General features: G+C 49.5%; 26 protein-coding genes and 2 riboswitches. Of the genes, 18 read left to right on the top strand and 8 right to left on the bottom strand.

The genetic code is table 11. The features are described 5' to 3' along the window. Positions 1-58 precede the first annotated feature (58 nt). Genes I8U17_RS01470 through nadA form a run of 3 tightly spaced genes read left to right on the top strand, consistent with a single transcriptional unit; the run spans position 59 to position 3,540 of the window. Positions 59-1,573 (top strand): L-aspartate oxidase, encoded by a 1,515-nt coding sequence (locus I8U17_RS01470; RefSeq protein ID WP_033102387.1) that lies wholly within the window; start codon positions 59-61, stop codon positions 1,571-1,573. A 12-nt stretch (positions 1,574-1,585) separates the two neighbouring features. Next, on the top strand, positions 1,586-2,434 hold the full coding sequence (gene nadC / locus I8U17_RS01465; protein WP_198058922.1) for a carboxylating nicotinate-nucleotide diphosphorylase: 849 nt from the start codon (positions 1,586-1,588) through the stop codon (positions 2,432-2,434). Then, positions 2,434-3,540, top strand: a complete 1,107-nt coding sequence (gene nadA, locus I8U17_RS01460) for a quinolinate synthase NadA (RefSeq protein ID WP_370589197.1) — start codon at positions 2,434-2,436, stop codon at positions 3,538-3,540. The genes nadC and nadA overlap by 1 nt, the downstream gene beginning before the upstream one ends. A 164-nt stretch (positions 3,541-3,704) precedes the next feature. Here the strand turns inward: nadA and I8U17_RS01455 are convergent, their stop codons facing one another. Then, positions 3,705-4,865, bottom strand: coding sequence for an SH3 domain-containing protein (locus I8U17_RS01455; protein WP_232330821.1), 1,161 nt, complete (start codon positions 4,863-4,865; stop codon positions 3,705-3,707). A 257-nt stretch (positions 4,866-5,122) separates the two neighbouring features. Between I8U17_RS01455 and I8U17_RS01450 the strand changes: the two genes are divergently transcribed. The 7 genes from I8U17_RS01450 to I8U17_RS01420 all read left to right on the top strand — a co-directional run bounded on the left by I8U17_RS01450 (position 5,123) and on the right by I8U17_RS01420 (position 12,247). After that, positions 5,123-6,265: an HAD family hydrolase gene (locus I8U17_RS01450; protein WP_232330840.1), complete on the top strand. Its 1,143-nt coding sequence runs from the start codon at positions 5,123-5,125 to the stop codon at positions 6,263-6,265. Positions 6,266-6,379: 114 nt separating this feature from the next. Beyond that, positions 6,380-6,994 carry a superoxide dismutase gene (locus tag I8U17_RS01445; protein WP_033102390.1) on the top strand — a complete coding sequence of 205 codons (615 nt, stop codon included), beginning with the start codon at positions 6,380-6,382 and terminating at the stop codon, positions 6,992-6,994. A 258-nt stretch (positions 6,995-7,252) separates the two neighbouring features. Next, positions 7,253-7,945 (top strand): cell wall hydrolase, encoded by a 693-nt coding sequence (locus tag I8U17_RS01440; RefSeq protein WP_370589196.1) that lies wholly within the window; start codon positions 7,253-7,255, stop codon positions 7,943-7,945. Between the two features lie 113 nt (positions 7,946-8,058). Beyond that, positions 8,059-8,340 carry an alpha/beta-type small acid-soluble spore protein gene (locus tag I8U17_RS01435; protein ID WP_033102392.1) on the top strand — a complete coding sequence of 94 codons (282 nt, stop codon included), beginning with the start codon at positions 8,059-8,061 and terminating at the stop codon, positions 8,338-8,340. 77 nt (positions 8,341-8,417) lie between these two features. Further along, positions 8,418-9,563 (top strand): MGDG synthase family glycosyltransferase, encoded by a 1,146-nt coding sequence (locus I8U17_RS01430; RefSeq protein ID WP_152568643.1) that lies wholly within the window; start codon positions 8,418-8,420, stop codon positions 9,561-9,563. Between the two features lie 97 nt (positions 9,564-9,660). After that, positions 9,661-10,668, top strand: coding sequence for a fumarylacetoacetate hydrolase family protein (locus I8U17_RS01425; RefSeq protein WP_033102394.1), 1,008 nt, complete (start codon positions 9,661-9,663; stop codon positions 10,666-10,668). 76 nt (positions 10,669-10,744) lie between these two features. After that, positions 10,745-10,857: riboswitch (SAM riboswitch) on the top strand. Between the two features lie 76 nt (positions 10,858-10,933). Next, positions 10,934-12,247 (top strand): homoserine dehydrogenase, encoded by a 1,314-nt coding sequence (locus tag I8U17_RS01420; RefSeq protein WP_198055160.1) that lies wholly within the window; start codon positions 10,934-10,936, stop codon positions 12,245-12,247. 516 nt (positions 12,248-12,763) lie between these two features. Here the strand turns inward: I8U17_RS01420 and I8U17_RS01415 are convergent. Then, positions 12,764-13,303, bottom strand: coding sequence for a GNAT family N-acetyltransferase (locus I8U17_RS01415; RefSeq protein WP_198055161.1), 540 nt, complete (start codon positions 13,301-13,303; stop codon positions 12,764-12,766). Positions 13,304-13,797: 494 nt separating this feature from the next. Here I8U17_RS01415 and rlmD point away from each other — a divergent pair, with 494 nt between their 5' ends. Continuing rightward, complete coding sequence (gene rlmD, locus I8U17_RS01410) at positions 13,798-15,189, top strand: 23S rRNA (uracil(1939)-C(5))-methyltransferase RlmD (RefSeq protein WP_232330820.1); 1,392 nt, start codon at positions 13,798-13,800, stop codon at positions 15,187-15,189. 312 nt (positions 15,190-15,501) lie between these two features. On the opposite strand, the gene I8U17_RS01405 is transcribed toward rlmD, so the two are convergent. Continuing rightward, positions 15,502-16,101: a TetR/AcrR family transcriptional regulator gene (locus I8U17_RS01405; protein ID WP_033102395.1), complete on the bottom strand. Its 600-nt coding sequence runs from the start codon at positions 16,099-16,101 to the stop codon at positions 15,502-15,504. A 169-nt stretch (positions 16,102-16,270) separates the two neighbouring features. On the opposite strand from I8U17_RS01405, the gene I8U17_RS01400 reads away from it, so the two are divergent. The 3 genes from I8U17_RS01400 to I8U17_RS01390 all read left to right on the top strand — a co-directional run bounded on the left by I8U17_RS01400 (position 16,271) and on the right by I8U17_RS01390 (position 19,194). Then, positions 16,271-17,683: an MDR family MFS transporter gene (locus tag I8U17_RS01400; protein WP_198055162.1), complete on the top strand. Its 1,413-nt coding sequence runs from the start codon at positions 16,271-16,273 to the stop codon at positions 17,681-17,683. A gap of 195 nt (positions 17,684-17,878) precedes the next feature. Continuing rightward, positions 17,879-18,415, top strand: coding sequence for an SUKH-4 family immunity protein (locus I8U17_RS01395; protein WP_198058920.1), 537 nt, complete (start codon positions 17,879-17,881; stop codon positions 18,413-18,415). A 290-nt stretch (positions 18,416-18,705) separates the two neighbouring features. Next, positions 18,706-19,194, top strand: a complete 489-nt coding sequence (locus I8U17_RS01390) for a GNAT family N-acetyltransferase (protein WP_052154465.1) — start codon at positions 18,706-18,708, stop codon at positions 19,192-19,194. A gap of 143 nt (positions 19,195-19,337) precedes the next feature. Here I8U17_RS01390 and I8U17_RS01385 read toward each other — a convergent pair whose 3' ends face one another. Then, the gene (locus tag I8U17_RS01385; protein ID WP_198055164.1) at positions 19,338-19,964 is read right to left on the bottom strand and encodes a YdbC family protein; all 627 of its coding nucleotides are present in this window, start codon (positions 19,962-19,964) and stop codon (positions 19,338-19,340) included. A 688-nt stretch (positions 19,965-20,652) separates the two neighbouring features. Here I8U17_RS01385 and I8U17_RS01380 point away from each other — a divergent pair. After that, a complete protein-coding gene (locus tag I8U17_RS01380) occupies positions 20,653-21,036 on the top strand; it encodes a hypothetical protein (protein WP_033102400.1) in 384 nt (127 codons plus the stop codon). Between the two features lie 199 nt (positions 21,037-21,235). Here I8U17_RS01380 and I8U17_RS01375 read toward each other — a convergent pair whose 3' ends face one another. Both I8U17_RS01375 and I8U17_RS01370 read right to left on the bottom strand, forming a co-directional pair. Continuing rightward, entirely contained in the window at positions 21,236-21,586 is a 351-nt protein-coding gene (locus I8U17_RS01375) for a YolD-like family protein (protein WP_033099118.1), read from the bottom strand. Then, complete coding sequence (locus I8U17_RS01370) at positions 21,583-22,812, bottom strand: DNA polymerase IV (RefSeq protein ID WP_198058919.1); 1,230 nt, start codon at positions 22,810-22,812, stop codon at positions 21,583-21,585. Before I8U17_RS01370 ends, I8U17_RS01375 begins: the two co-directional genes overlap by 4 nt. A gap of 158 nt (positions 22,813-22,970) precedes the next feature. Here I8U17_RS01370 and I8U17_RS01365 point away from each other — a divergent pair, with 158 nt between their 5' ends. Beyond that, the gene (locus I8U17_RS01365) at positions 22,971-24,584 is read left to right on the top strand and encodes an amidohydrolase (protein ID WP_198055166.1); all 1,614 of its coding nucleotides are present in this window, start codon (positions 22,971-22,973) and stop codon (positions 24,582-24,584) included. A gap of 39 nt (positions 24,585-24,623) precedes the next feature. On the opposite strand, the gene I8U17_RS01360 is transcribed toward I8U17_RS01365, so the two are convergent. Continuing rightward, on the bottom strand, positions 24,624-25,043 hold the full coding sequence (locus tag I8U17_RS01360; protein ID WP_160173773.1) for an endonuclease domain-containing protein: 420 nt from the start codon (positions 25,041-25,043) through the stop codon (positions 24,624-24,626). A gap of 259 nt (positions 25,044-25,302) precedes the next feature. Here I8U17_RS01360 and I8U17_RS01355 point away from each other — a divergent pair, with 259 nt between their 5' ends. Together I8U17_RS01355 and I8U17_RS01350 are read left to right on the top strand one after the other, a co-directional pair. Next, on the top strand, positions 25,303-25,728 hold the full coding sequence (locus I8U17_RS01355) for a cell wall hydrolase (protein ID WP_198055167.1): 426 nt from the start codon (positions 25,303-25,305) through the stop codon (positions 25,726-25,728). A 12-nt stretch (positions 25,729-25,740) separates the two neighbouring features. Further along, positions 25,741-26,043: a spore coat protein GerQ gene (locus I8U17_RS01350; RefSeq protein WP_198055168.1), complete on the top strand. Its 303-nt coding sequence runs from the start codon at positions 25,741-25,743 to the stop codon at positions 26,041-26,043. 84 nt (positions 26,044-26,127) lie between these two features. Here I8U17_RS01350 and I8U17_RS01345 read toward each other — a convergent pair whose 3' ends face one another. Then, positions 26,128-26,568: a YtoQ family protein gene (locus tag I8U17_RS01345; RefSeq protein WP_033099115.1), complete on the bottom strand. Its 441-nt coding sequence runs from the start codon at positions 26,566-26,568 to the stop codon at positions 26,128-26,130. A 234-nt stretch (positions 26,569-26,802) separates the two neighbouring features. After that, positions 26,803-26,900: riboswitch (SAM riboswitch) on the top strand. Positions 26,901-26,989 lie beyond the last annotated feature (89 nt).

Raw genomic sequence — 26,989 nt, 5'->3', positions numbered from 1 at the left:
AATCCTGAGAAAATAAAGGTGAGCAATTTGTTAAGAATTTGTGAAAGGATAAACAAACATGATCCGAGAAATGACCGATTACGTGGTGGTAGGGAGCGGTATTGCAGGATTGGTGACAGCGCTTTCTTTGGCTGAAACGGGAAAAGTTGCCGTTTTGACCAAGTCGCAGAAAGCCGACAGCAATTCCTACCGGGCCCAGGGGGGGATTGCGGCGGCGATCGGGGAAGACGATTCGCCTGAATTGCATCTCGAGGACACCTTGCGTACCGGTGTGGAACTTTGTGATCCGAAATCGGTGGAATGCATGGTAAAAATGGCTCCGGAAACCATCCGGATGTTATCGGATTGGGGAACTCCCTTTGACAAAAGAGGAGATCAGTTTGCACTCGGTCGGGAAGGATCGCATACCGTTTCCCGAATTTTGCACGTGATGGGAGATTCAACCGGCGCCGGCATCACATCCGCGTTGTTGAAGCAGGCCGTCGCGCATGCAAACATCACTCTTGAAACGCATACGATGGTAGCCGATTTGCTGGTAAAAGACGGAGTTTGTGCCGGAGTGGTCGTCGCGGATCCGGATCGGGAACCGATTGGTTATTTTGCAAAAAAAGGGGTTGTCCTGGCGACCGGTGGCTGCGGTCAAATCTACCGGTATACGACCAATCACCTTGTCACGACGGGCGATGGATTTGCGATGGCTCACCGTGCCGGAGTCAAGTTGATGGATATGGAGTTTATCCAGTTTCACCCGACCGCGCTGGCAGTCGAGCAAAACCCGATGTTTCTTGTTTCCGAAGCGGTTCGGGGAGAAGGAGCGGTTCTGGTAAACGATGAGGGTGAAGCATTTATGGAGCGGGTTCACCCTTGGAAAGACTTGGCGCCGCGTGATGTGGTTTCCCGGGCGATTTATATGGAAATGCAAGCAGGGAGATCCGTTTATCTGGATGCGACGAAGCTGGGACGGACATTTAAGGAGAGGTTCCCCAAAATCCATCGCCAGGCGGTGCTTTGCGGCATCGATCCCGAACATGACCTGATCCCGGTTACACCGGCGGCTCATTTTATCATGGGCGGAATTCGTACCGATCTCCAAGGCCGGACTTCGCTTCCGCGGTTGTTTGCCTGTGGGGAAGTCGCTTGCACCGGAGTGCATGGAGCCAACCGGCTGGCGAGCAACTCGCTTTTGGAGGGGGCGGTTTTCGCGCAGAGAGTGGCGGCGGAGCTTTCATCCTACAGCGAGCGGAGTGGAGCGGCGTTTGACGGAGAATTTGTATCTCCAATTTTGTGCAGTGATAAGCAAACTGAGGAAACGATCAAAGACCGCATCCGGGAGATCATGTGGGATCACGCGGGAATTGTTCGCTCGTCCGAGGGGCTTAAACAGGGGCTTTCCCTGTTGGATGAAGTAAAAAAACAAGTGAGACCCGGTATGCTGGAATGTTTAAATATGTTAACAACTGCACAAATCATCATGAAAGCAGCATTGTGGCGCAAAGAGAGCCGCGGAGGTCACTATCGCTTTGACTATCCTGATCCAAGTCCGGATTGGGTGCAAAGGCACAATGTGATTTAAGGGGGACCAAGGATGAACACAGTTGCGTTACGGCAATTTATTCGTGAAGCTTTGAACGAAGACCTGGGAGTCGGGGATTTGACGACCGAAGCGCTCGTTCCTGCCGGGCATCAAAGCTCTTGTGTCTTTATCGCCAAACAACCCGGCGTCATTGCGGGCTTGCCCGTGGCGAAGATGGTGTTTGAAGAGCTGGAGCCGCAGATTGCCTGGACGGCATTGGTCGAGGAAGGGGCGGAAGTGGAAAAAGGGACTCCGGTTGCGCGAATCTCCGGTCCGACGAGTGCCATTTTGACCGGGGAACGGGTTGCCCTCAATCTGTTGCAGCGCATGTCCGGCATCGCCACCATCACCCGCCGGTTGGTAAAGAAACTGGAAGGTTTGAATTGCAAAGTGCTGGATACCCGCAAAACGACACCGGGTTTGCGCCAGCTGGAGAAGTATGCAGTCCGCGTCGGCGGGGGGAGCAATCACCGCTTTGGCTTAAGCCACGGGGTGATGATCAAGGACAATCATATTGCGATGGCGGGCAGTCTGGCCAAAGCGATTGAAAAGGCGCGCAACTATGTCGGTCATATGGTGCAAATCGAAGTGGAAGCGGACACGCTGGATCAGGTTAAAGAGATTTTGAAATACGATGTAGACGCCATTTTGCTGGATAATATGGATCTGGAGACCATGCGGGAAGCCGTACGGCTGATCGATGGAAAAGTGTGGACGGAAGCGTCGGGGGGAATCACACCGGAGACGATTCGCGCGATTGCCGAAACAGGTGTGGATGCCGTTTCGCTCGGCTGGTTAACACATTCGGTCACCTCACTCGATATCAGTTTGGACTTTGAAAAAGGAACGGGGGATGCCTGATGGCGATGGATCTGCTTGGCTATGTCGATATGGAAATGCCTGAACAGTACCGTACGATGGGAAGCGAAGAATTGGATGCGCGAATCCGGAGCGCCAAGGAGCGGCTGGGCAAAGATCTTGTGATCTTGGGACACCATTATCAGCGGGATGATGTGATCAAATTTGCCGATTTTCGCGGTGATTCCCTGCGCCTGGCCCGGATTGGCTCAGAGCAGAAAGAGGCCAAGTATATTATTTTCTGCGGCGTCCATTTTATGGCCGAAACAGCGGATACGCTGGCGCAGGATGAGCAAATGGTCATTTTGCCCGATTTGAGGGCCGGCTGTTCGATGGCGGACATGGCTGATATTGAAGAAGTGGAAGAAGCATGGGAAGTGTTGCAGGAGGAGTTTGGGGACACGATCATTCCGGTCACTTACGTGAACTCCACCGCGGCGATCAAAGCGTTTGTCGGACGGCACGGGGGAACGACCTGCACTTCGTCCAACGCGCATCTCGTTCTGGAGTGGGCCTTTAAACAGAAAAAACGCATCCTCTTCTTGCCGGACCAGCATCTTGGAAGAAATACAGCCTACAAAATGGGCATTCCGCTGGAGCAAATGGTCATATGGAATCCGCAAAGCGGCCAGTTCGAAGAGAACAAAGGGAGTTTGCAGGATACGCGGATGATTTTGTGGAAAGGGCATTGTTCCGTGCATCAAAAATTTACCCCCGAGCAGATTCACCGCATCCGCAAACAGGATCCGGAGATGAAAGTGATTGTCCATCCCGAATGTTCTTTTGAAGTGGTGCAGCTCGCTGATCAGGCGGGTTCAACGGACTATATCATTAAAACGATTGAAGCCGCTCCGCCCGGAAGCAAATGGGCGATCGGAACCGAAGTGAATCTGGTTCACCGCCTGGCGGAGGAGCATCCGGAACAGAAAATCGTATTGCTCAGCACCACCATGTGCCCCTGCCTGACGATGAACCGGATCGACCGTCCGCATTTGCTGTGGGCATTGGAAAGTATCCTGGAAGGCCGCCCGATTCACAGAATCGAAGTGGATGAAGAAACGAAAAAATGGTCCAAAGTAGCTTTGGATCGCATGCTGTCGTTAAAATGAAATGTGGAGGAGTGGAGATATTCCACTCCTTTCTATTTATCGGGCAGCGACCACGAGCCGGAAAAAGAGAGATACATGGTGCCGACAGCCCCTGAGGAGTGGAGGCAAAAAGAAAAACGGGCGCATTCCCCGGCGCCCGATAAACCGTTGCGAGTATCATGGAATTATTTTACACAGGACTTATGAATATAAGCAGTTTGCCCGCTCTTTAAGCGGATTTGAAAGAAATCGCCTGCAGACCCTGTCTTCGTAAGTATGGTGCCCTTGCTTACGCGTTGCAGAACCGATGCGGAAAGCGAGGGAGCAGAACGGATATTGGCAAGATAGGCCGTGACCGTCAGTTTGGATGCAGGTGGCTTTGCGGTTGAAACAACCTTTGCCACGGAATGATGGACGTAGGCCGTTTTTCCGCTGCTCAAGCGAATCCGATACCATTCCGTGCTGTCGGCAGTCAATGTAAATTTGCTTCCCTTGCCGGCCTGCGTGAAAATGGCTGAATTCAAGCTGGGACTTGTGCGGATATTGGCCCTGTTAACCGTGATGGCAATCTGGCCGTTCGCCGAATGGAACTGCGGAGCCGGAGTCGGTGCCGGTCCGGTCTTAACGCCCGAGATTTTTACGTAGGGTTTGTAGACAAAACCGGTGCGCCCGTTTGGCAATTTCACCTGGTACCAGTCACCGGAGATCCCGGTCAACGACAGACGCGTTCCCTTTTTTAAGGTGGTCAGAACAAATGACCCTGTGGAAGGGCCGGTGCGCGCATTCACATTTTGTCCGGTAATGGTGGCCGTACCCGTGGCAGGCTTTAAGCCGACGCGACTGTCACCCCGCCAATGGTTATCGCTTTTGCCGGAGTGAATCCAGACGGGGGTTCCCTCATAAATCGTGTTGTATAAGGCGATCACATCTTTGTTATTCATGCGGATGCATCCATTGGAAACATGTTTTCCGATCGAATGGGGATTGTTTGTCCCGTGGATGCCATAAGTACGTCCGCGGTCGCCGTTAACGCTGATTCCGTTCCAACGAACCCCGAGAGGGTTGTCGGCCCGTCCGCCGGGAATGTTTTTCCATCCCGGGTTTACGATTTTCACAACAATCGGAAAAGTTCCCTCCGGCGTCAGATTCTTGCTTCGCCCCGTGGCAACGGGATAGGACCGGATCACTTTTCCGTTTTGATAGAGATAGAGTTTATTGGTGGTTTTGTTCACTTCGATCTTGTAATCGGGAAAAGCGGCCGCGTGCGTGTTGGCAGGAAACAGGATCACAATCAGCGCGAGCGCGACAAGACAGGAAAGATAGCGGAGCCATTTATTCTTTGGCAATGAGTCTTCCCCTCCCATTTATGTTTGGGAATTATGCTCGCAACGGACAAAAAATGGCAAATTTCTTCTGTCTATTTCGATCATAATCTATTCATTATGCGATGTGAAGTATTGTTTTTTACGAGATTAGTAAATTATTAAAGATGCGGTCATCCAAATTTATGCACATCACGATGACGGAAGCCTTGCAGTATTCTGTTTCCTTTATTACAATAAAGCAAATTGCACATCGGTAGGAGGAACCGGCTTTGTACAAGATGATATTATTTGATGTCGATGGAGTTTTTTTAAGTGAAGAACGCTGCTTTGATGCTTCGGCCTTGTCGATTTGGGAACTGCTCTACGCTCCGCATTTTTTGGCGGCGGAAAAAGACAGGCATACGACGCAGCCCGGGGAAGAGCAGATTCGATTCATCCGGGAGACCGTGTTTGATCATGACCGCGTTTTGGACTGGATGAAGTCAAAGGGAATCAATTCCAATTGGGATATGGTTTTTTTGGGATTTTCCGCACAGCTTTTGCAGCTTTTGAAAACTCTGGTACCCCGGCATAAAGAAAAGGTGGAACGGTTTTTGCTTGAACCGATTACCGAAGAATCCCTTCGTTCCTTGGCCGGCTGGGGCAAAGCGGAAATCGCCTCGTTCCGGCCATCATTTGCGGCATTTCCCCAACTTTTCAAAGGGAAGCAAGCGATCAGCAAACATGAGTTACTCACCTATTTCAATGAACTCGCTTCCGAGTGGTTTTCCATTCCGGTCACCCAGTTTTCCCGCAACAGCTCATTATGGGAACTGGGATATTCGGTTTATCAGGAATGGTATCTCGGAGCGGAGCTTTACAGGCAGACCGAAGGGAGAGACGCGAGGGAATCGGGCAAAAAAGGTTTTTTATATCAGGAGATTCCGCTGGCACAGCCGGAGAAGATCCGCAAGCTGTTGACCGGTTTGCGTGAGCAAGGGATTACGATCGGCATCGGGACGGGACGGTCCTTCCTGGAAACAAAGGTTCCGTTTGAACAGTTGGATCTCTTCCCGCTGTTTGCGGAAAATCATATTGCGACGGCCACGGATGTCATTGCTGCGGAAGAGGCTTATCCGGAGTTTGCCCCGCTGGGAAAGCCGGAGCCGTATACCTATGTGAAAGCGTATCTGGGCAGAGAAGCTGAAATTTCTGCATGCCTGCGGGAAGCTTTACCGCTTGCCGATGGAAAACAAATTTTGATCGTCGGAGATTCGGTTGCGGATTTCCTGGCCGCCCGCAAGATGGGGTGCGATTTTGCCGCCACCTTGACCGGGTTGACGGGGCAGGCGGCACGGGCGAAATTTGAAGAGTTGGGTGCTGATTTTATCCTGGAAGATGTGACTTGCCTGGAGAAGATTTTTGCGAACGGGTCCGTTTAGGTTGACTATAAGAATCGATTTTTAGCATAATAATAAAGAGGTGTAACAATTTGATTTAACTCCCTTGGCCTTTGCCAAGGATCTATTTTTAATGATTACATAGGAGGGTTTGATATGGCTAAATATGAATTGCCGGCTTTACCCTATGCTTTTAACGCTCTGGAACCGCATATTGATGCGCAAACCATGGAAATTCACCATGATCGCCATCATGCAACCTATGTCAACAATCTGAATGCTGCGATTGAAGGGCAAAACGTAGGGGAAAAAACGGTGGAAGAGCTCATCTCCAACCTGAATGCCTTGCCGGAAAGCATTCGCACCGCTGTCCGCAACAATGGTGGCGGTCATGCCAACCACAGCCTTTTCTGGCAAATTCTCAGCCCGAACGGCGGCGGACAACCGACCGGCGAAGTAGCCAAAGCCATTGACGAAACCTTCGGCAGCTTTGACGCATTCAAAGAAAAATTTGCCGATGCTGCGGCCAAACGTTTTGGAAGCGGCTGGGCTTGGCTCGTTGTCAAAGACGGCAAACTGGAAATCCTCAGCACCCCGAACCAGGACAATCCGCTGATGGACGGCAGCGGAACCCCGATCCTCGGGCTCGATGTTTGGGAGCATGCTTATTACCTCAAATATCAAAACAAACGTCCGGAATACATTAAAGCATTCTGGAACGTGGTCAACTGGGAAGAAGTAAACAAACGCTTCCTCGCTGCACGCGGCTAATATATCAGGTACAAAAAAACCTTCAGCCTTTCCCGGCTGGAGGTTTTTTGCATCTTTCGGGTGCCGGGGGCGAATCGAACAGAGTACGCGTTTGTCCGGATTAACTGGCAGGAACTTACTATTGAGGTGCACAGAGGATTGCTATAGAATGACTGATGTAAAATTAAAATACTTGTATTTAATTTCACCCCTTTCAGGCGCAGGTTCATTCATAAAACGGCGGTGTGAAAGGGAATAAACAATAGGGGAGGTAATTGAGTGAATATTGCGAAAATAACCTTCCCGCTTGTCGTTTCATTCTTGCTGACGCTGGGGATATTGCCCTTTCAACAGCGTCAGGCTGAAGCGGAGAAGAAGATCACACTGGTCAAGATGAAACAAGAGAGTGTTGCCATGAAAATGAAACAGCAATTACAAGCGGGTTTTAACTATAAAGACTGGACAAATAAGACCACGTTTGCGGACGCAGCGGTTCAATACGTGACGAGGAAATATCATTTACGACAAGTCAGCAAGAGCGACAGGGATATGCGCAGGGAACCCAAAGTGAAACATCATCCGGAACGGCATCGCCCCAAGATGCGTGTTTCGCCGGAGGAATTAGCCCTCCTGGCCCACACCGTTTACGGGGAAGCGCGCGGAGAATCGTTTAAGGGACAAGTGGCTGTGGCCGCTGTCATTCTCAACCGCGTCCAAAGCGATGAATTTCCTCATTCCATTCGCGGGGTGATCTACCAGCCCAACGCTTTTACTGCGGTCGATGACGGGCAGATTCATTTAAAACCGGATCAGGAAGCGTATCGGGCGGTAAAAGAAGCGCTGGCAGGGGCGGATCCGACGCATGGAGCCCTTTATTATTACAACCCTGAAATTGCCACCTCCACCTGGATGGAGAAAAAGGCGAAGCACCGAAAAGCGATTCACATCGGCAATCATCTGTTTCTGAAATAACCATCTCCTTTTTCTTTTGCTCGGTGTTTAAAATAGTGTAGAATATAAAAATACGGCTTCCCCTCATAATCACGGTCCATAACTCGCACACTACCTTCAAGGAGGTGGTTTGCATGCCGAGGCGGGGGAGAAATCGCCTGTTGGTTCCGGGTGCTGAAGAAGGGGTGAACCGCTTTAAAAAAGAAGTGGTAAACCAGGTGCTCGGGACGAATATAACCAATCCGGAAGACGTAAAAATGGAAGTGGCCAAACAGTTTGATATCCCCCTCCGGAAAAGAGGAGGAAATGGAGACATCCGGGCAGAAGATGCAGGGAAAATCGGCGGGTTCATCGGCGGAAACATGGTAAAAGAAATGGTCCGCTTGGCGCAACGGTCGATGGCTCGGAAAGATTGAAAGATGGTTAATATTGCTCATAAAAAATGTGGATTTTATCCATTGACGGGACGGGAAAAGTATAATGGGGATGAACGGTGCAAAGGGGGGGAATCGCTATCGAACGCATATTGCTGCTTTCAATGGGATTTGGGACAGGCCATAATGCTGCTGCGAAAGCGTTAGAATGCCAATTTGCAAAACAACGGCCGCATCTTTCGGTTGAAGTGGTCGACCTTTTAAAATTGATTCCTGGATCCTTCCATCCCCTGTTGCAATCCGGTTATCAGGGTATGTTGAATAAATTTCCAACCCTGTATCATTACCTTTATGATTGGACTCATCACAATAAAATTATTCGCTATGTCTCGAGCGAGATGATCGAAAAAATGGGTTGGACGATCCGGAAAAAACTGAGCCAGCTCTTTCCGGATGAACCGGCGCGCATTGTGACGACCCATCCCTTCGGCACACTGCTCTGTCCGGCTGACTGGGAAAACGTTCTTACTGTCGGCGTGGTTACCGATTATGAGTTGCACCCGATTTGGCTCGCCAGGGTTCCGGATGTTTTGTGTGTACCGAAACAGTTGCTCAGGCGCGGGGATCTGGAACGCATTCAATGGAAAACGGGATTGAAATTGCTGGAAACGGGCATCCCGATCAATCCCGCGTTTTATGAAGAAGTTTCCGCTTTGGAGGCCCGCTTGCAGTTGGGGCTTGATCCAAACCGGCCCGTGGTGCTCATCATGGGCGGCGGTACAGGCCTGGGTCCGCTGGAACAAATTGTCGAAGAGCTGAAGGGATTCACCTGGATTCAGTTTGTCGTTTTAACCGGAAAAAACCACAATCTCTACCAACGTCTCAAGAAAAAACACGATTGTCCCCATATTCTCATTGAAGCGTTCCGGCGCGATGTGGCCTTGTTCATGTCGGCTGCTGATCTGCTTGTGACAAAACCGGGTGGCCTGACGATCAGTGAAGCGATTGCCAAGCGATTACCGATGTTTCTTTTTGAGGCTTTTCCCGGCCAGGAAGAAGCAAACCAGCAGTATTTATTGCATCATCGGGTGGCGATGATTACACGTCCCTCCACCATTCGCATTCAGATTGAAAAATTTTTTTCGCCCGGCTTTAATCGCCAGCGGATTCGTGAGAGATTTACGCCGCTTCTCTCACCGGGAGCAAGCCGGCGGATCGTGCGCGAAACACTGACGGCGAAAGAGCCTGTTGTACAGACTTTATGAAGATCGTGCGAGCCGATCTTGATAAAGTCTGTTTTTCTTCAGGCACTTGCAAAAGATATTTTGGCGCGAATATGCTTAAGCTAAGGGGGGATACGGTTTGAAACTGGTTACATACAAAGTGAAAGAGGACGACCTGAACATTCATACCCGCGATGATGCCGGGGCGAGGTTTGGTTGGATTATCGGCCGGCATGTGGTTGATGTCGGATTTGCGCAAAAGTGGCTGGAAGTAGAAAAAGGTGTTTCCCTTCCGTACGAATTGGCCACCGATCTGCTATCTTGTTTAAAACGAGGGGAGGGGGAACTTGTTTTACTGAAGGAACTGGATCGGCTGATTCGTTTGCAGCCGCTTGAGCGATTGTTTGTCGAGGGGGAACCTGTCACCATTCCCCTGCAAGAGGTAAAATTGTTTTCCCCGCTTCCGGTTCCACCCAGCGTCCGTGATTTTTACGCCTTTGAACAGCATGTGAAAACCTGCCGGGCCCGACGCGGCCTTGATATGGTTCCGGAATGGTACCAGATTCCTGTCTTTTATTTTTCCAATCACCATGCGGTTGTCGGCCACCAAGATGTAGTGAAGAAGCCGTCGTATACCCATTGCCTCGATTTTGAATTGGAAATTGCCTGTATTATCGGGAAAAAAGGAAAAAATATTGCCCGTGACAAGGCACTGGAGTATATCGCCGGCTTTACGATCATGAATGACTGGAGCGCCAGGGATGCGCAGCGGCAGGAAATGGCGGTAGGTCTGGGCCCGGCCAAGGGAAAAGATTTTGCCACATCGCTCGGTCCGTATCTGGTCACTCTGGATGAACTGGAGGACCGCAGGCAGGGCGAGCGCTGGGATTTACAGATGACCGCGCGCATCAACGGCCGCGAAGTCTCCAGGGGCAATGTCAAGGATCTCTATTGGACATTTGCGCAAATGATTGAACGGGCCTCGTCCGAATGTGTATTGGCCCCCGGTGATGTGATTGGCTCCGGCACGGTGGGCACCGGCTGTATCTTGGAATTGGGGGAAGAAGTGCATCGCTGGCTGGAACCCGGTGATCAGGTTGAACTGGAGATCGAGAGGCTCGGCGTTTTGAAAAACGAAATTATTTGACATTGGATCTTGACAATCAGGGTTATCCATTCCATAATAATTTCAACTATGTCACGATAAAGAGAATATCCTTCATTTCTTATCAAGAGTGGTTGAGGGACTGGCCCGATGAAGCCCGGCAACCGTTTTGCCCGTATGGGCAAACAAGGTGCTAATTCCTGCAGTGCATCTGGCACTGAGAGATAAGAAGGCAAAGGTTTTTCTTGGAACAGAACCCTCTTCTTATCTGAAGGGGGTTTTTATTTTGGATCAGGAGGGGAAGAGCGTGGAACAAGTTCAGGTGGCACTTCTCGGTTTGGGAACAGTGGGAAGCGGAGTTTTTAAGATGATTCAGCAGAATCAGGATGTGATCGCCCGGCGCACGGGCAGATTTTTCAATATTCGTTCCATTCTGGTCAAAAACCTCGAGAAAAAGCGGGAAATACAGGAGATCCATCATCTGTTGACCGACGATTATAACCAGATTTTGCGCCAGCAGATCCATGTTGTCATTGAGGCGATAGGAGGTGTTGAACCAGCCCGCACCTATCTGATCGAAGCGATCAAAAAAGGGTGTCATGTCGTGACAGCCAATAAGGAGTTAATCGCCAAACACGGCCGCGAGCTGGAAGAACTGGCGGAACAGCATGGGGTACGGCTCTTGTATGAAGCGAGTGTCGGCGGCGGAATTCCGGTGATCGGCACCCTGGAACATTTCCTGAAGGCAAATCATGTTTATCGGATTTGCGGGATATTAAATGGAACGACGAATTATATCCTGTCGCAATTGAGTGAGCAAAAACGCGAATACACAGAAATTCTGAAGGAGGCGCAGGAAAAAGGATATGCTGAAGCTGACCCCTCCTCCGATGTCGAAGGGCGTGATGCGGCTTATAAATTGTCCATTTTAATCCGGCTGGCATTTGATGCCGATGTTCCCGTCGAGCAAATTCGCTGCCGGGGAATTACCGACGTTACTTCAGGTGAGCTGGAACTGGCGGACAGGCTCGGCTATACGGTAAAACTGTTGGCCCAGGCGGAGCAATTTGGCGAAAGCGGGCCGATCGCCTGTTCTGTCTGTCCGACGCTCATTCCTAAATCGCATTTGCTGTCAAAGGTAAATGATGTATACAATGCCGTTTACCTCGAGGGTGACCGGATTCAGGATCTCACCTTGATCGGGCAGGGAGCGGGTGAAAATCCGACTGCCAGTGCCATGGTCGAAGATTTGTGCAACATCGAACGCTGGCAGTCCTTCCGACGGGTCAAAAAGGCCGAACCCTGGATTGTCGAAGGGGCGGCAGAAGCGGGAACACAGTTTATTTACTTGCGCTCGGGAGATGCGGTTACGGAATCTGACTGGGAGGAGCAGGTAAAGCGCTGGAGCGGTCGGGGAATGGAGTTCCACGGCTGGGCGTTCAGGCAGAAGGAGAGGGAAACGGAAATCGGCTGTATCGTATCGGGATGGAATGAAGAGACAGAGGCGGATTTGATCACAAAAACGGGACGGAATGCACAAATCGTTACCAAGCGTCCGGTCTTTTTGGGAGGATCAGTGAAAAGCAAAGAAGAAAAAATGGCGCGATTGACAGTTGGATAAAACTGCGGGGGATTACGGTATTTTGTGACGAAGGAACCGGGAGCAAAGAACAGCACCAAGATCCGGTGACTTTTTTTGAAACTCCGTTACGAGGCTGAGACGGACATCTTCGGCATGTTCGTCTGTTTTTTTACAAAAAAATCGTCCGACGGGGACAAAAAACGAAGTTTGGATGCGAATAATAGATTGGGTGACAAAAAGCCCCCCTGCCAACGAGGGGGAGGGAGGGATACGAAGTTGTCGTGCTGCCTTTCTTTATTATACTCCTTTCCTCCTCCGACTGTCAGAATGAATTCGATAGAAAAGGATCGGAATTTTAAACGGTTCTGTTGTTTGTCCGATGCTTTTATCAATAGATGTCATAAATGGTTTATCGAATGATTTGATTATTATATCAAATAGAAATTTGTGACAAATTTGTTTCCGTTCTTACCCCGTCCAGCCTTTTCTCCGGCTCTTGACCTGATCCCGTGAAAAGCGGCCTGTCGCACGGTGGACTGCAAGAGGGAGTTTTTGTCATTGATGTGTGGTCGATTGCTCAGCCTTTTTTAAAAGTGAATCAAGCGAGACCCATTCATACCGGATTTCTTCTACTTCCTGATCCCCGATCCAAGAGGTTTCCGAGTTCACGGGGATGGCACCGAGCTTTTCATAAAAGCGCCTGGCAGGATTGTCTTTTATTACATAGACCACGAGAGAATTGCATCCTTGCTTTTGTAACGATTCGGCGAGCTGCCGCATCAACCGGGTTCCGAGTTGTTGTCTCTGTACTTCTTGCAAAAGGTAAAGCGCATAAACCTCTCCGGTTTGCACCGGCTGTTGGCTTCGGATTTTGCCGCCGCAGATGAATCCGGCGATTTTTTTCTCCGGTGTTTCTGCCACATACGTCACACTGTCACTGCGCAGATGTTTTTCCCAGCGGGCTGCGCTCTCTTCCGGATTGAGACTGGTCAAATAATCCTCTGACACGATGCCTCTGTACGTGGTTTGCCAGCTTTTCACATGCACTTTGGCGATTTCCCGGGCATCTGCGATCATCGCAGGGCGAATATTCATAAGAACCCCCCCTTGAAAGGAATGACATTGCCACCCATCAGCCGTCATTGTTTCATCGCCCGGAAGGAACAGAAGCTTCCGGGCTTATTTCGTTTTAATATATCATAGCGGAAAAAAGATTTGAGAGGAAGAAGGATGCTCCATCGGAAAGCGATGGCTGAAAGTTGGCAGATGTTCAGGTGAAGCGGGGGAGTGTTTTTCAGCCGCGTCCTTTATGGAAAGTAACCGGGGGCAAAGAGAAACGCCCGGATCCGGCAGACTCCGCTTTAAAAACTCTTTCAACAATCTTTGTTTTCTTTGACTTGCTGTCCCATGCCTTGGGGAAAATGGTAAAATGTTTGGGATCAGGAGTGCGGGACGGAGTAATGAAAGAGGAGAGGGGCTCTGCCGCAAAGAGGGGACGGGGCGGGGATGAGGTTCCGGAGCTGTTCAAAAAGGCAGTCCATGCTCTTCAAGGAATCGTTATGAGATCATATGGGAAAGGGATAAGTCAGATGGGAAAAACGGAGTATCAGCATAAAGTTCGCTTGAAAAAAGGACAGGTGATTGAAGTTCCGATCCGCCGCATCGGCATCAACGGCGAAGGGATCGGTTACCATCAGCAACAAGTAGTGTTTATTGACGGCGCTATCCCTGGAGAAATCGTCAGCGCCCGCGTCACTCAGGTGAAACCTTCGTTTGTCCGGGCGAAGCTCATCAAATGGAAAAAGAAGTCAGCCTACCGGGTCGAGCCGCGTTGTCCGGTTTACCATCAATGCGGCGGCTGCCAACTGCAACACATCGATCGGAGAATGCAGCGACGTTTGAAACGGGAGTTGCTTGAGGAGGCATTTGCAAAATACACCCGGCTTTCCACGATTCCGATCGAGCCGACGATTACCATGGATGATCCCTGGTTTTACCGCAATAAAGCACAGCTTCCTGTCAGCATGATCGCGGGAAAGGTCGTGATGGGGATGTATTCTGCCTCATCCCGGCGTTTGGTCGATGTGAGTGATTGCTTGGTGCAGCATCCTCTTATCAACAAAACGTTGCAAACCGCCAGGGATATATCGGAGAAACTGGGAATCTCCATCTATGATGAGAAGAAGCATGAAGGGGTTTTGCGTCATCTGGTGGCGCGAATTTCCTTTGCAACCGGGGAAATACAACTGGTTCTCGTGACCAGGACGAAAACTTTCCCGCAGGAACAAGCCTTTGTTGCGGAAATGTGCAAACAGGCTCCGCAGGTGAAAAGCATCATCCTCAATCACAATCCGAACCGAACCTCGTTGGTTTTGGGTGAGAAAAACCGCCTGTTGTGGGGGAAAGAAAAACTGGAAGAACGCATCGGTGATCTGGTTTTTCTGCTGTCCCCGCGTGCTTTCTTTCAATTAAACCCATTGCAGACGGAAAAGCTTTATGATGAAGTGGCCAAGGTGGCTCACCTTACCGGAACGGAAACGGTTGTCGATGCGTATTGCGGTGTGGGAACGATCGGGCTTTGGCTGGCGGCAAAAGCCAAACGGGTGATCGGGGTGGAAGTCATTCCCGATGCGGTTGCTGATGCGAAAGAGAATGCAAAGCGAAACGGGATTGAAAATGCCGAGTTTTACACAGGGCAAGCGGAAGCGCTTTTGCCTGTCTGGGCCGGAGAAGGGCTGCGGCCGGACGTCGTGGTCGTCGATCCGCCCCGAACCGGTCTGCATGATGCTTTGATCGACACCCTTCTCAACCTTAAAGTGCCGCGGATCGTCTATGTTTCCTGCAATCCAGCCACGCTGGCCAAAGATTGCGACCGTTTGCTGCGCGGGGGCTACAGCCTGAAAAAAGTGGTCCCGCTTGACATGTTCCCGCAAACGGCACATGTCGAGAGTGTGACATTGATGACAAGGGAGGATCAATAGAAGGGCTGAAAAACTTGTAAATAAAGGGTTTCCAGGCATTGAGCTTTTGCGGAATCACTGTGTTGGCAGTGACAATGTCAGGAAACCCGGATGATTATTATCAGATAAATGAAATTTTTATAATATACTTACATAAACGGTACCTGCCTGGGAGTATCACGAAAGTTCATTGTTTATTCCCGATTGCTGATTTGGTATGTGCTTTATTCTTCTTCCGGAGCTTATTCTGGTTTTTTTCAAAAACATATTTAGATCATTCCATAAATTGTGCCAGTCGTTCATCGAACTTTTCCGGTTCCTTGGGAATGGACGTTATGCAAGAAAAACCGGAAGCAGTATTTCATCAACCAATAACTCAAGCCGGTTTCTGTCAATCACATCTTTCCGCAGAAGATTTTCTACACGGATCAAGTCAAAAGGCAGGGTCAGTGTCGCATCGCTGACCTCTTTTATTTTTTCACCCCTGTTTTTGGCGAACCCGAGCAATTTACGCATGACCAGGATATTTTTATTTGTGGCGTTAACTTCAATTTCAATCTTTTTTTTGCGGTCTTGCCCTATCTCAAATAAAATCGCATTCATTATTTCAGGTCCAATCTCTGCATAAATGCTTTGATAAAGTGTAAGCAACTGTAGCAAGTCACCACGCAGGCTTCCTGTGTCCTCAATCCTGTCAATCAATTCACCGCCCAGTATGTTCGTCATTTTATATACCATTATTTCGCGAATCAAATCATATTTGGTTTTCCAGCGGCGGTACATTACGGTACGGCTTGTTTTTGCGGCTTGCGCGATTTGCTGAAATGTAAGATTGGTATAGCCAACTTTTTGGATCATTTCTATAGTGGCATCATAAATGCTTTCACTCAGTGCGTCTCCGCGCCTGCGCATGTTCCTGCCTGAATTGTTCATTCCTGTGTCCAACCTCTTTCCAGCAATAATTAAGTATACAAGTAAGTTTTGCAACTGGTTCTAAAACATTATACCATTTTGTCGGGATTAAAATAAGGTACATGTTGCACCTTATTTTAAAAGCGTGTATACTTATAAGGTGCAAAGTGTACCTTAAGGGGTGGAGATATTGGAAAAAGAAAAATTACCAAAAGGAATTATCAGCATCGCGTGGATTTTAGTGTTCGGTGCACTCCCGCCGATGCTGGATACCACCATTGTCAATATTGCAGTAAATAATTTGGCAAAAGTGTTCTCTGCCAGCTTTGTCGTTACGCAATGGGTTGTGACCGGATATGTCTTGGCTTTGGGAATTGCCGTTCCATTTTCCGGTTGGATGATGCGAAGGTTTGACGGCAAAAAAGTATATATGAGCGCAATGGGCTTGTTTTTGGCAGGATCTCTGCTATGCGGCCTTGCATGGGATATGCAGAGCTTAATCGCATTTCGCGCGCTGCAGGGCTTTGCTTCAGGCATCATAATTCCAACGCTTACCGCCTTGATTGTGCAAGCCGCCGGCAGTGAAAACTTGGGGCGTATCATGTCCATTGTCGGGCTTCCGATTGTTTTTGGCCCGATTGTCGGGCCGGTCATCGGAGGATTGATTTTACAGCACCTACAGTGGCAATGGTTGTTTTTTGTAAACCTTCCTATTGGGGTTATTGCAATATTTATTACAAAATGGAAGCTGCCGAAGTTCGAGGCTGTGGATAAATCTGCAAAACTGGACTGGTTTGGTATTCTGTTGCTGGCAATGTTATCGGGGATGTTTGTCTTTGGAGTGACGGAGATCAGGACACAGAGCATGCGAGCAACAGGCATCCTTGCATTTGTGATTGGCACCGTCTCGCTGATTGCATACTTGCTTTATGCATGGAAGAGAAAGGATCAGGCATTGATACCGCTGGATTTGTTCAAATCAAAAAATTTCAGCGCATCGTTTCTTTCTTTATTTTTAGCCGGATTCGCCACCAATGGGCCTATGCTTCTCTTTCCGATGTTTTTTCAAAATGTACGCGGCCTGAACGTCATTACATCGGCACTTTGGCTGATTCCCCAAGGTGTGGGAACGCTGGTAATACGGACTTTGGTCGGCAAAATGACTGATAAGTTCGGAGCCAGGTTTGTCGTATTGCCTTCAATCGGCATAACCATCATTGCTACGCTTCCATTTGTATATTTTGATGCCGGAACAGCGCAGTGGCTCATATGGCTTGTACTGTTCGTACGCGGAATAGGCGTTGGAGGAATCACGATCCCTGTGATGAGTGATTCTTACGTAGGACTTCAGAAGCCGCAGGTCCCGGCAGCCAGCGTTGCCACCCGCATTATCCAAAACGTTGGGGCCGCCTTTGGCTCCGCAATTTTGGCAACAGTAGTCAGTAACGCTCAATATGTGAAGGATGTTACGGCAGTTAACATTACTGATGCTTACCACACAGGATTTATTACGAGCTTAATCTTCATGGTGATTAGCATTCTGCCCGCACTGTTTTTGACAAATAAACTGATGGGCAAACCTATGGAGTCTAAAGGATGCTAAAGCAATAGGATCAGCTTATATACAAAACCTGTCCGATTTTTTCGTGGCAGGTTTTGCTTTTAATATTAATTAAATGTAGATATGTTCCCTCGTACTTCAGTTTCTCCAAAACAACAAAAAACTGATCGACATGTTTTCGCATTCACAGGATTTGAAAATCGGCCCAAGACATCAATCTGAGAGGAAGAAGGTTATATGGATTTCTTAAGGGACGAAATCATGAATGGTTGGGATAAGGATCTGGTGACAATCAATGATGGAACACTTGATCCGTTTGACCTGACACAGCAAACCAAAGAAATTCTTGCAACGGTTGGATTACCGATGAATGCAGAAGAAATGAAAGAAGATCCTTTTTATATCCATTTTTATAACGAACCCCGTTTAGCTCAAGGCGGTGATTATATCATTCTAGGTGATAATGAAGGAAGCGAGATAGGAATATATGTTGAAACAGGGGAACTCTATTTTTTAAGTGCTGATCCAGTTTCTGTACAAAGGAGATTTATTAATTCGGATATAGGGAAATTCCTTATGTTTTTAAAGATCTATTTGCGTTACCGCCCTCAGTTGGTGAATGCGATGGAGTGCGAAGATGATGAAGAAAAGAGATCAGTAATAGTGAATGAGATTAAACGGCAATTTAATCAAGCGGATTCAAAAGCTTTATCGGATGAAGAGTCATATTGGTCTGTTATACTTGAACAGGTTGAAGAGGGATTGTCCTGTTGACACACAACAGCTGTACATAGCTGGTTTGCAAATCAACGCGCCTGCGACGGGGATCTTTACGGTGTTGCTCAAATTATTTTCATTGTCAAAATTGTTGGCAGCGAGCAAAGCAGGTTTGTTTTCAAAAAACGGTTATGTAACGCGCACCGCTGTTTTTATTCACATTTTTTTCTATAATATTTAAATGTTTAGCAGGTTAACTGTCGGTGACGGTCGAATATAGGTTCTTATCCGAAGCTCACACTTTGGCTTACAATGTGGCTGATCATGACAAAAGGGGATGAAACACCTTGGAGCTTGTATTTCGCATCATCAGACCGAAAGACGCCCCCTTTCTCAAGGATTTTTTGACTATGGCGCTCACTGTTCCCGGGGATGGAGCCGCAGAGGAGAGTTTGCTTGAGAAACCGGAGCATCGGCGGTATTTGGACAACTGGGGACAACCGGGAGATTTGGGTTTTTTTGTTGCTTTGAAAAAGGAGAAAAAGCCGATCGGGGCTGTCTGGTTTCGTCAGTTCAGCAAAGAGGAACCCGGGTTCGGCTTCGTTGACGAGGCAATTCCCGAACTGATTCTGGCTGTGTTGCCGGAATATCAAAATCAGGGGCTGGGCCGGCAACTGCTCACCCGTCTGATTGACCAGGCACGGCTCGAAGGGTATCCGGGATTGTCTGTGACGGTTCATAAAAACAACCCGGCCAAGGGTTTGTATGACCGCCTTGATTTTAAAGTGAAGCGTGAGGAAGGCAATTATCAGGTGATGGTTCGTTCGTTTCGGTGAAGGTTAAAATAGAGGAAACGTTCAGCCGGTTGCAGGAACGGCCAGACGTCGGTGGTCAACGAATCCCGCTGGCAAAACGGGGGTCTGAACCGCTTTGCCGGCGGGATTCGTCTGCATCGTTCGCAGTCGGCAGGCGGGGGATGCTAGCCTGTCACCAGCCAACGTTCATTTTCTTCAACCAAATAACCGGTGATCGTGATTGTATCTCGGTCTGTTTCGGCTTGTTGCCGCAGCTGGGCAACTTTTTTTGTGTATGTCCGCTGGGCTTCTTCTTCCCAGAAACTGAAGATCAGGTAACGGACAGGGGGATGGATCGCTTTTGCCACCATTCCGCCGAACATGCCTGCGCTTTGGGCGAGCGCCGGATTCCAAACCGTTTGCTGGACGTTGAGAAAGTGTGTCTCCTGACCAGGGGCAATCATGCAGTCAGCGGCCCGCAGCCATTTTCCCTTTAAGGTGCGGGTGATGCTGCCTTTGTCCGGGATTTCCATGATGATATCGGCCAAGGTGACGGCAATGGATTCGTACGTCTGTTGCTGGTGGTTCGCCTGAAAAATGGTGTCATGAAGTGAGGCCATAAACTGATCATAAGCGTGTTGATCCCGCCAGCAGGAGAGGATGCAAGCCTCAGAGGGACGATGTCGGTTCCAGCCGCCCCGCTGCCAGTAAAATCCGTCTGCGCCCGCCAGATCCTTCCAGGACTCCTGTGCTCTGGAAAAGTCAGCCCGCTTTTCTTCAGGCACTTGGCAGACGATCCATTTGATCAGCATGTGCTTTATTCCTCCTTTCCGATCGGAATCGCGCATTTCAAAAAGAGAAAAAGTCTTTCCAAATGAAAAGGGAGGATGTGGACAAAGTTCAATAGGAGGGAATGGGTGTTTTTGTGCTGCGAAGGAAGCGGGAGCTTTGATATTCAGGGTGCGAACGGAAGTCAGTCTGATGCGATGTTTCATCCATTGAACTCTTTCATTAATTTTACCAAAGGTTTGTACGGGCAAAAATACTTTCCTTGCTTTCTCACCGGCTTTCGGGTCTTCCGGACGGGGGCCGGATTTTGTTCCTGCCGGCTATGGGGATGTTCTGGCACATATGCAAGAAATATAACCTCTGAGAGGTGAACATGATTTTGAATTTCCGTCGTTCCCTGTTTTCTGCAAATGCCTTGATCCCCTGGTCTATTGCCACAAATGCTCGTCCGCAGTCGCGGGTATGGTGAAAAATGGATTGTTTCGGTTGAGGCAACAAAACAACAAATCAGATTAGAAGGAATGTGAGACAGAGATATAAAAAATATTCTATGAAAAGTCTGTGAGATGATCCTTCTCGGAGTTAATCGCAAACCGATCATCTTGCCGTTTTTGGCCCTGGATGTTTTTGTCGGAATCAGGGAATCCAAATCATTGGAAAGACGGTGTGCGGCCGGAGGTGATCAGATGAAAAGTTTGGATTGTCCCTGATTTGAACGGAAGATCATCTGCCTGTTGCCGGCCAAACCGGAAAGAATACCGGAAGAAAGAAGAAGGGATTAAGAAAGGGATGGTTATGAGCAAGGATAAAGAATTTGAGCAATTGATCGACTATTACGAAAAAAATATTTTGCAAACGATTCAACATGGGGGACCGGAGCCGTATTTAACCGATTTAACGGGATATTGCCGCTTCTGCGGGAGCCGCAAAAGCAGAACCGGGCTGAAACTGGTGCTCGATCTCGACACCGATCTCGAACTGCCTGCCTGCTTTCAGTGCATTGAGGAGCAGCAATTGCCCGTTTCCACCACCCGGAATGCATTGGAATTTGAAGCGATCACGCAGGCGATTTTGCGATTGAAGTCAATGCTTTAAAGGAGGTGAGGCCTTATGCGTATCTTCATCGGCGAACCGCCGCAGGCATAATGGTTATCATTGTTTTCAATGAGCCGCTTTCGACAAGCGGCTCCTCTTTTGCCTGTGCAGGTCTTTTCAGCGGGTTTGGATTCAAACAGGCATATTAGAGGCGGGCTCAATCTTTATGATAAAAATTGTAACCGATGTGATCTGCGGTTTAATCCCCTCCGGAAACCGGTTCAACGTCGTAGATGTCTGCAAAGGAGATGGTGTAAAGATGACGCCCGTCGGCGAGGCAGAGGCGGCGTTCGTGAGGGATGATTTTTTGGATGAAGCCGCATCGTTCCCGGGGCCGGCGGTTTTCCACATAACGGATGAGCAAGGGGAAATCGCTGTGAAGGGCCTCCAAAATCAGCCTGTTGATTTCATCCCACCGGTCGTCATCCAGTTCCGGCGGGATGAAATCATCGGCACGGGCCCGCTGTTCGGCCAGCGCCTGACGATGTTCCGGCAAAAACATGCGGCTTCCTTCCCACAGCATATTTTTACGATCGAGAATTTCACTCATCGGTAATGACCTCCAATCTTTTGTGCCCGTTCATAGGCCTGGCCGGACGGGGTTAGGGAGATGGCGCGCACAATCGAAGTCGGGCCAAAGCGCTGCCTGATTTCATCCATGACATAGCCGAGTTTCCATTTTTTTTCACGGTCGTCAAACAGATGGAGCTGGATGGCGTCATCGGATGCAAATCCGCCCAGGCTGACGCCGAGAGAGCGAATCGGCTGGCCGTCCCAGAAACGGAGGAACAGATTCCAGGCATGATGAAAAAGATCCATGGTCTGGTTGGTCGCCTCCGGCATTTTCATCTGGCGGTAAAAGCCGGTGGGAAAGTCAAAGTCGGCACCGCGGCAGCCGACGCTTACCGTCTGCCCGAGCAAATGGTGACGGCGGGCGCGGCGGCATACTTCCTCGCACAGTTCCAACAGGACGACCTGAATCTCCTCCGCTGTCCGGTAATCCCGCGGCAAGGTCATATGGTGGCCGATCGCCTTTTGGCTGTGAAAGGTTTGCGGCGTGACTGGAGAGAGGTCAAATCCGTTGGCGGTCATCCAGAGCACATGACCGTTCACGCCCCATTTCCGCTTCAGGCGTTCGAGCGGGAAACGCGCCAGTTCACCAATGGTGCGGATGCCGATCGAACGCAAATGGCGTCCCATCCTTTTTCCCACTCCAAACAGTTTTTCCACGGGAAGCGGCCACAAATCTCTCTGCAAATTGTCATGCGTCAGGGAGAAAATGCCGGTCTCCCTCTTTTTGGCGAATTGATCGCAAGCCATTTTGCTCAGCACTTTGTTGGGACCGATGCCCACCCGGGCGTAAACTCCCAGTTCCGTGCGGATCGCCGCCTGGATTTTGCGTGCGATCGTCAGCGGGTCGCCAAACAGCTTTTCGCTTCCGCTGATGGAAACAAATTGTTCATCAATGGAATAAGGTTCAACCAGATCGCTGAAACGTTCCAGAATTTCCGTGATGGAAAGCGAGGCTTTGAGATAGAGCCCCATGCGCGGACGTACCACAGTCAAATGGGGACAGAGTCTGGTCGCTTCGCTCAAGGTGATTGCATTTTGAATGCCGTATGATTTGGCGAGCGGGCAGGCTGCGAGAATGACGCCCCCGCGCCGCTCGGGATCGCCGGCCACGACGACCGGTTTTCCCTCCAGTTCAGGGCGCAGTGCTTTTTCGATGCTGGCATAAAACGATTGAATATCGACGAGAAAAACCACAGATTCCATAGTCCTTCACCTGAAACGCGAACATATGATTGGTTCTGATAAGATTATATGCAAATATATGTTCGGGTAACACCGAAAAATGTTTCCAGTTTGCCCTGAAAAATTGATCCGGATAAGATGAAAACGAAGAGCAAATTTTCGGGAAGGAGAAAACGGGGATGGAGCAAACGGTCATTTTTTACAACGGGCAGATTGCGACACTCGATCCCGCCTGTCCGTATGCGGAGGCGATTGTCAGCAAAGGCGGACGCATTGTGGCAGTGGGAACGAAGGAGGAACTGTTGCTGGACTTCGGACGGGCCGGTCATCAGAAAGTGGATTTGATGGGAGGATATGTTTATCCGGGATTGACGGACAGCCATATTCACCTCTCCGGTGTCGGACAAAAGATGCGTATGCTCGATTTAAGCCTCTGCCAAACCGGAGAAGAGATGTTGAAGGAGATTCAAAAGCGGGCGAGAGAAGCGAAAGACGGGGAGTGGATTTTGGGATTGGGGCTGGACGAAAACCGATTGCAGGGGGATGTTCCGTCCTTGAAGGAACTGGATGAAGTGAGCAAAGGGCATCCGGTGTTCCTGACCCGGGTCTGCTTTCATGCTCATCTCGTCAATACCGCTGCCTACCGCTTGGCGGGGATCGGAGAAGATCAGTCCGATCCCGAGGATGGCGCATTTGGCCGGGATGAATCAGGGAAGCTGAACGGCTGGGTTTATGAAAATGCATCCAACGCCTTTTATGCGGCCATGCCAAAACCCGATCTCAGAGAAAAAAAGGATACCATTCGCCAAGCGGTCAAAGCGGCGCTGGCCAGCGGCTTGACAGCAGTACATACGGAAGACTTGCGCTTTTTTGAAAGTGTGGAGGAAATGGTGGCAGTCTGGCGCGATCTGGTCGAAGAGGGGCTTTTTTTGCGGACGCATCAGCTGATTTACCATCCGTATCTGCGGCAGTTGGATGAGATCGGGCTAAAAGCGGGAGACGGTGATGAGTGGTTTCGCATCGGAGCCATGAAGATCTTTGCTGACGGATCAATCGGGGGCGGAACGGCGCGTCTGTCTGAGCCGTATGCGGATAACGAGAAAAATCGGGGATTGCTGATCCATTCAGATGAAGAGCTGCATGAATTGGCGCGGCTGGCAGTAAAGCGCGGCATGCCCATTGCCGTTCACGCGATCGGCGATGAAGCGGCAGATCGGGTGATCGGCGTGATGGAGCACCATCCCTTGTCCGTACGCGGGGATCGGCGGCTTCGGCACCGCCTGATTCACGGGCAGTTTTTGCGAAAAGATCTGATTGGGCGCCTGGCCGGGATGGATGTGGTCGTCGATGTCCAACCCCGCTTTGTCGCCAGCGATTTTCCGTGGGTATTGGAGCGGGTGGGGAGCGAAAGGGCTCGTTATGCCTATGCATGGAAATCCCTGCTCGATGCAGGAGTTCGTCTGGCCGGGGGAAGTGATTCTCCGATTGAGCCCTTGCATCCGCTTCTCGGCATTCATGCGGCTGTCACGCGTCGTCATCCGGAAGAGGCAGGGGATCATCCAGGGTATTTTCCCGAACAAAAGCTGACGGCGGAGCAAGCCTTGCGGCTCTTTACTGCGGGAAGCGCGGTTGCCGCAGGGGAAGAACATGAGCGCGGCACCCTTGCCGTCGGAAAATATGCCGACATGACCGTGTTTGACCGGGATCTTTTGAAGGTGAATCCGGATGAGCTGTTGCAAACGAAAGCCATCTGCACGATCACCAATGGCAAAATCGCTTACGCTGCTCCTTAACGATGGATCGTTATTCCTGGAAAGCGTTTGCATTTTGCGTCAGCGGGTAAAAGGCCATTTATAAAGATCCATTTTCGTCGTATACTCGGTGATTTCATTGACCGTTTCATCGAGCTGGTGTTTCAGCCTGTTTCCCGTAAAGCGCATCACTTTCCAGCCATGCTTTTTCAGATATTCATCCCTGCGGCGGTATTTGACCCGCTTTTGGGAAAAATACCCGTTGCCATCGCATTCGAGAGCCAGTTTGTACTTGGGCAGGGCGAAATCGATCGAGTAAGGACCGCAGGGATATTGTGCCTTGATTTTTCCTTTGTATTTGTGGCGAATCGCGTAATAAAGCCGGCGTTCCAACCGGCTTTTTGTCTTCAGCATCCCGAAGTCGAAGCCGGGGAAATGCCCGAGGCATACTTGCTCCACCATATATTTGAGGATCACAAGCGGGAGCAGGATTAATTTCACCCGCCAGCTCATGTTTCGCTTGAATTTGATATACCTCCACCGAAGAAGGCGAAATTTTATTTCTATGGAAGAAAACGCTTTTGAGATGAATAAAAACAAAAGCCATCACCTCTTACTTTAAAGATACAACATAATATTTTTATATTTCAATATATTTAGTATCAAAATTATAAAAATAGAACCTGTCAAAAGGAAAGGCAAAGCCGATTGGTTCTTTTTTATGGTTACCCTACATACGTTACTTTAGAGGAGGGATCGTATGCCGGTGATTAATACGACAACGGAGCAGACGCGTTTGCTTGCGCGCCTGATGAGAGCCGAAGCCGAAGGAGATGGGCAGATGGGCATGATTCTCGTCGGCAATGTCGGAGTCAACCGGGTGCGGGGAAACTGCCTCGATTTTGAAGGGATTCGCAATATTCGACAGATGGTTTTTCAGTCACCGGGCGGGTTTGAAGCGGTGCAAAAGCCGTATTTTTACCAGCCGGCCAGAGCGCAGGACATGAGGCTGGCCAGGCAGGTGATCCGGGGGAGACTTGTTCATCCGGCCCGGAATGCCTTGTGGTTTTTCAAACCGCCGGCAGAATGCCCGGGAACATGGTTTAACCAGACCAACAGCGGCCGCTACAAAAGCCATTGTTTCTACATTCCCCGTCAGAGCGACTGTCCGTCAGTTTACCATTGAGGAGGCGATGCGATGTACTGGTCTTATCCTTATTCCGCTTCATATCCGATCCAGATTTCGCAGAGGGAAGAGCGCCGCTTTTCCGAAGACTTGATGCAGGCCAATGTCGGAAAGAAAGTGACGGCCTATCTGACCTATGAAGGAAGCGAGCACTGGCGCAACCGGATTTTTACAGGAATATTGCGACAAGTCGGACGGGATTTTTTTGTGCTGAGAGACCAGAAGACCGGCAAGGATATTATGCTTCTGAACATCAATCTGAACTATATTGTCTTTGAGGAACAGCCGGCGACATTGATTCCGGAAGGCAGATGATCACGCATACCGTCACAAAAACAAATTCCCGGTCTTGGGTCTGGTCAGGGTTCCCTGATGAATTCGGGAACCCTGATTCCGTTTTTATTCAAGTACATATGCGAGCGCATCGAGTGCCTGTTCGGGTGTTTCCACAACAAGTTGCGCCCTCTGTGATAATTCTTTCAAAGGATGATGCAGACTTTCGGGGCGGATGAGGATCAGGGGTTTCTGGGCAGCAATGGCCATTGCTGCGTCCATGGCCGTGTTCCATTGCCGGTATTTTTCGCCGAAGAGAGCGATGACGACATCTGCTTTCTGCATCCAGATCCGCGTCCGCAGATTATTCACTTCAGAAGCAGCCTGGTCACGGTAGACGGCGTTTGGCTGTTTTCCCTTAATACGCTCCCCGATGTCATCGGAAAGATCATGGTCTTCCTGGGGACCTTTGAAAATGAGAGGCAGATTGCGTTCTTTTGCCATTTGGCGCAGTTTGTCGCGCCAATCATCATGGATTTGACCTGCCAGGTATACAACGAGTTCCATCAGGTTCCCCTTTCTAAATGTTCGATATTTGGACACATTTCTCCTTTTATTTTAACATGAGAAAAACATCCCGAACAGGGTCATCGAGCACAATATAGCAAGCTTTTGCCGCTTTAATCAGTTAATGTGACAGGGAGTTGACAATTGATATTATTTTCTGCTATTCTAAACACAGCCATTAAACCGAGTTAATTTATAGGAATTTGTGTTTTTTTAAAGTGAATAAAATTATAATCCTCATGAAGAGAGAGGGAGGGACTGGCCCGATGAACTCTCGGCAACCGGCGGATGCTTGGTGCCAAGTCCAGAGAACGTTTGTTCAAAGATGAGGAGAGAAGCATGGAAATCAGCCCCTTTCTCTCCGGAAGGGGATTTTATTATAAGGAGTGAAAAAGGTGGGCCAACAGTGGAAATGGGCGGA

The organism is Thermoactinomyces sp. CICC 10521, assembly GCF_016055135.1.
GTDB classification, from domain to species: domain Bacteria; phylum Bacillota; class Bacilli; order Thermoactinomycetales; family Thermoactinomycetaceae; genus Thermoactinomyces_A; species Thermoactinomyces_A daqus.
Note: the sequence above shows the minus strand (reverse complement) of the source record. Positions and strands in the feature narration are given on the sequence as shown.